The sequence below is a fragment of the Microbacterium sp. NPDC012755 genome, assembly GCF_042901325.1.
GTDB lineage: Bacteria > Actinomycetota > Actinomycetes > Actinomycetales > Microbacteriaceae > Microbacterium > Microbacterium natoriense.
The window spans coordinates 1-5,443 of the sequence record NZ_JBIBCT010000003.1 but is presented as its reverse complement, the minus strand read 5'-3'; the positions used below and the strand labels follow the sequence as shown (position 1 = coordinate 5,443).

Sequence of the window (5,443 nt, the reverse complement as noted above, 5' to 3'; positions counted from 1 at the left end):
GGGGGGTTGGCATTCGGATGAAGTCAGCAATGAATTTGTCTCTTTGGTCAGCATCAAACTCGCTGCGTCACCGTTTTCCCGGTGGGGTATGCATTTCTTTTTTACGGAGAGTTTGATCCTGGCTCAGGATGAACGCTGGCGGCGTGCTTAACACATGCAAGTCGAACGGTGAAGCAGAGCTTGCTCTGTGGATCAGTGGCGAACGGGTGAGTAACACGTGAGCAACCTGCCCCTGACTCTGGGATAAGCGCTGGAAACGGCGTCTAATACTGGATACGAACAAGAATCGCATGGTTACTTGTTGGAAAGATTTTTTGGTTGGGGATGGGCTCGCGGCCTATCAGCTTGTTGGTGAGGTAATGGCTCACCAAGGCGTCGACGGGTAGCCGGCCTGAGAGGGTGACCGGCCACACTGGGACTGAGACACGGCCCAGACTCCTACGGGAGGCAGCAGTGGGGAATATTGCACAATGGGCGGAAGCCTGATGCAGCAACGCCGCGTGAGGGATGACGGCCTTCGGGTTGTAAACCTCTTTTAGCAGGGAAGAAGCGAAAGTGACGGTACCTGCAGAAAAAGCGCCGGCTAACTACGTGCCAGCAGCCGCGGTAATACGTAGGGCGCAAGCGTTATCCGGAATTATTGGGCGTAAAGAGCTCGTAGGCGGTTTGTCGCGTCTGCTGTGAAATCCCGAGGCTCAACCTCGGGCCTGCAGTGGGTACGGGCAGACTAGAGTGCGGTAGGGGAGATTGGAATTCCTGGTGTAGCGGTGGAATGCGCAGATATCAGGAGGAACACCGATGGCGAAGGCAGATCTCTGGGCCGTAACTGACGCTGAGGAGCGAAAGGGTGGGGAGCAAACAGGCTTAGATACCCTGGTAGTCCACCCCGTAAACGTTGGGAACTAGTTGTGGGGTCCATTCCACGGATTCCGTGACGCAGCTAACGCATTAAGTTCCCCGCCTGGGGAGTACGGCCGCAAGGCTAAAACTCAAAGGAATTGACGGGGACCCGCACAAGCGGCGGAGCATGCGGATTAATTCGATGCAACGCGAAGAACCTTACCAAGGCTTGACATATACGAGAACGGGCCAGAAATGGTCAACTCTTTGGACACTCGTAAACAGGTGGTGCATGGTTGTCGTCAGCTCGTGTCGTGAGATGTTGGGTTAAGTCCCGCAACGAGCGCAACCCTCGTTCTATGTTGCCAGCACGTAATGGTGGGAACTCATGGGATACTGCCGGGGTCAACTCGGAGGAAGGTGGGGATGACGTCAAATCATCATGCCCCTTATGTCTTGGGCTTCACGCATGCTACAATGGCCGGTACAAAGGGCTGCAATACCGCGAGGTGGAGCGAATCCCAAAAAGCCGGTCCCAGTTCGGATTGAGGTCTGCAACTCGACCTCATGAAGTCGGAGTCGCTAGTAATCGCAGATCAGCAACGCTGCGGTGAATACGTTCCCGGGTCTTGTACACACCGCCCGTCAAGTCATGAAAGTCGGTAACACCTGAAGCCGGTGGCCTAACCCTTGTGGAGGGAGCCGTCGAAGGTGGGATCGGTAATTAGGACTAAGTCGTAACAAGGTAGCCGTACCGGAAGGTGCGGCTGGATCACCTCCTTTCTAAGGAGCATCTGACACCTCTTGTAGGTGTCCAGAACCCAGATCGAAGGCATACGTTCTTCGCTGGGAGCTCATGGGTGGAACATTTGACATGGCATCGAGATCTTTTCTCGGAATGAGTACGCCGCTTGCGGTGGGAAAGTTCTGGGGGGAGGGGTCGGTGTCTGCACGCTGTTGGGTCCTGAGGGACCGGACGTCGTGGCCTTTCGGGGTTGCGTGTCTGTACCTCTGGGCCTCTTGTTGTTTCCCCTGGTGGGAAGTGGTGAGGGGTACCGCCCGTACTTTGAGAACTACACAGTGGACGCGAGCATCTTGCAACAGCCTTCGGGTTGTTGCGATAGATGATCTTAAAGATCATTAGTCAATTTCTGATCCCGCCTTCGGGTGGGGTCGAGTTTTGATTCAAACTCATGTGATTTCAAGTCTTTAAGAGCAAACGGTGGATGCCTTGGCATCTGGAGCCGAAGAAGGACGTAGCAATCTGCGATAAGCCTCGGGGAACTGATAAGCAAGTTTTGATCCGAGGGTGTCCGAATGGGGAAACCCCGCTGGGCGGCGTGCCGACCTAGTGACTCCCGCCTGAATATATAGGGCGGGTAGAGGGAACGTGGGGAAGTGAAACATCTCAGTACCCACAGGAAGAGAAAGCAACCGCGATTCCGTTAGTAGTGGCGAGCGAAACCGGAACAGGCTAAACCTAGCGTGTGTGATAGCCGGCAGGCGTTGCACGTTGGGGGTTGTGGGACTTTTCAGTCATCTCTGCCGAGGTGGCGGCGTTACACGATGGTATAGACGAACGGTCTTGAAAGGCCGGTCATAGAGGGTGCCAACCCCGTAGTCGAAATGCCAACCGTGGCGCGAAGAGTATCCCAAGTAGCACGGGGCCCGTGAAATCCCGTGTGAATCTGTCAGGACCACCTGATAAGCCTAAATACTCCCAGATGACCGATAGCGGACAAGTACCGTGAGGGAAAGGTGAAAAGTACCCCGGGAGGGGAGTGAAATAGTACCTGAAACCGTTTGCTTACAAACCGTTGGAGCACCCCTGGTAGGTGTGACAGCGTGCCTTTTGAAGAATGAGCCTGCGAGTTAGCGATATGTGGCGAGGTTAACCCGTGTGGGGTAGCCGTAGCGAAAGCGAGTCTGAATAGGGCGATTCAGTCGCATGTCCTAGACCCGAAGCGAAGTGATCTATCCATGGCCAGGTTGAAGCGACGGTAAGACGTCGTGGAGGACCGAACCCACTTAGGTTGAAAACTGAGGGGATGAGCTGTGGATAGGGGTGAAAGGCCAATCAAACTTCGTGATAGCTGGTTCTCTCCGAAATGCATTTAGGTGCAGCGTTGCGTGTTTCTTGCCGGAGGTAGAGCTACTGGATGGCCGATGGGCCCTACAAGGTTACTGACGTCAGCCAAACTCCGAATGCCGGTAAGTGAGAGCGCAGCAGTGAGACTGTGGGGGATAAGCTTCATAGTCGAGAGGGAAACAACCCAGACCACCAACTAAGGTCCCAAAGCGCGTGCTAAGTGGGAAAGGATGTGGAGTTGCTGTGACAACCAGGAGGTTGGCTTAGAAGCAGCCACCCTTGAAAGAGTGCGTAATAGCTCACTGGTCAAGTGATTCCGCGCCGACAATGTAACGGGGCTCAAGCACGCCACCGAAGTTGTGGCATTGACATTATTGGTAGGCCTTCGTGGTCCAGCCGTGTTGATGGGTAGGAGAGCGTCGTGTGGCCAGCGAAGCGGCGGTGTAAACCAGCCGTGGAGGCTACACGAGTGAGAATGCAGGCATGAGTAGCGAAAGACGTGTGAGAAACACGTCCTCCGAAAGACCAAGGGTTCCAGGGTCAAGCTAATCTTCCCTGGGTAAGTCGGGACCTAAGGCGAGGCCGACAGGCGTAGTCGATGGACAACGGGTTGATATTCCCGTACCGGCGAAGAACCGCCCAAACTAATCCAGTAGTGCTAAGTATCTGAATCCTCACATTGGATCCTTCGGGATCCGCCGTGGGGCCTAGCGTACGACCCCATGCTGGTGCGGTTAGCGTATTAACAGGTGTGACGCAGGAAGGTAGTCCAAGCCAGGCGATGGTTGTCCTGGTGCAAGTGCGTAGGCCGAGAGATAGGCAAATCCGTCTCTCACATAGGCTGAGACACGATGCGGATAAAAAGTGGATGATCCTATGCTGCCAAGAAAAGCATCGACGCGAGGTTCTAGCTGCCCGTACCCCAAACCGACTCAGGTGGTCAGGTAGAGAATACCAAGGAGATCGAGAGAATCGTGGTTAAGGAACTCGGCAAAATGCCCCCGTAACTTCGGGAGAAGGGGGGCCATCCACTTATACGGATTTACTCCGAAAAGGGTGTGGTGGCCGCAGAGACTAGTGGGTAGCGACTGTTTACTAAAAACACAGGTCCGTGCCAAGTCGCAAGACGATGTATACGGACTGACGCCTGCCCGGTGCTGGAAGGTTAAGAGGACCGGTTAGCCGCAAGGCGAAGCTGAGAATTTAAGCCCCAGTAAACGGCGGTGGTAACTATAACCATCCTAAGGTAGCGAAATTCCTTGTCGGGTAAGTTCCGACCTGCACGAATGGCGTAACGACTTCCCAACTGTCTCAACCGCGAACTCGGCGAAATTGCATTACGAGTAAAGATGCTCGTTACGCGCAGCAGGACGGAAAGACCCCGTGACCTTTACTACAGCTTGGTATTGGTGTTCGGTGTGGCTTGTGTAGGATAGGTGGGAGACTGTGAAGCAGGGACGCTAGTTCTTGTGGAGTCATTGTTGAAATACCACTCTGGTCACTCTGGATATCTAACTTCGAACCGTAATCCGGTTCAGGGACAGTGCCTGGTGGGTAGTTTAACTGGGGCGGTTGCCTCCCAAAAAGTAACGGAGGCGCCCAAAGGTTCCCTCAACCTGGTTGGCAATCAGGTGTCGAGTGTAAGTGCACAAGGGAGCTTGACTGTGAGACTGACAGGTCGAGCAGGGACGAAAGTCGGGACTAGTGATCCGGCAGTGGCTTGTGGAAGCGCTGTCGCTCAACGGATAAAAGGTACCTCGGGGATAACAGGCTGATCTTGCCCAAGAGTCCATATCGACGGCATGGTTTGGCACCTCGATGTCGGCTCGTCGCATCCTGGGGCTGGAGTAGGTCCCAAGGGTTGGGCTGTTCGCCCATTAAAGCGGTACGCGAGCTGGGTTTAGAACGTCGTGAGACAGTTCGGTCCCTATCCGCTGCGCGCGTAGGAAGTTTGAGAGGATCTGACCCTAGTACGAGAGGACCGGGTTGGACGAACCTCTGGTGTGTCAGTTGTTCCGCCAGGAGCACCGCTGATTAGCTACGTTCGGGATGGATAACCGCTGAAAGCATCTAAGCGGGAAGCCGGCCTCAAGATGAGACTTCCATACCTTCGGGTGAGAGGCTCCCAGCCAGACTACTGGGTTGATAGGCCAGATGTGGAAGTGCAGTAATGCATGCAGCTGACTGGTACTAATAAGCCGATGACTTGATAACACACCGTTTGTAGGTGCTACGCGTCCACTGAGTGGTTCTCGATGTACGGTCGAGAACCACACAACACACACGAACTTTTTCGTGCACATGTTGTGTACTGATTGAAACATCAATAGTGTTTCGGCGGCCATAGCGTGAGGGAAACGCCCGGTTACATTCCGAACCCGGAAGCTAAGCCTCACAGCGCCGATGGTACTGCAGGGGGGACCCTGTGGGAGAGTAGGACACCGCCGGACTCCTTTTAGTCAAAATGGCCACCCATCGCTGGGTGGCCATTTTGCATATACACGAACAAAACAG

3 rRNA genes are annotated in these 5,443 nt (G+C 54.5%); all 3 read left to right on the top strand.

Annotated features, from left to right (window positions below):
• Window positions 1-100 precede the first annotated feature (100 nt).
• The 3 genes from ACFY5A_RS18550 (at window position 101) to rrf (ending at window position 5,379) form a co-directional block, all read left to right on the top strand.
• Window positions 101-1,623 (top strand): 16S ribosomal RNA (locus ACFY5A_RS18550).
• Window positions 1,624-2,039: 416 nt separating this feature from the next.
• Window positions 2,040-5,143 (top strand): 23S ribosomal RNA (locus tag ACFY5A_RS18545).
• A 119-nt stretch (window positions 5,144-5,262) separates the two neighbouring features.
• Window positions 5,263-5,379: ribosomal RNA gene (gene rrf / locus ACFY5A_RS18540) — 5S ribosomal RNA — on the top strand.
• Together the 16S, 23S and 5S rRNA genes form the textbook arrangement of a ribosomal RNA operon.
• Window positions 5,380-5,443: the final 64 nt, after the last annotated feature.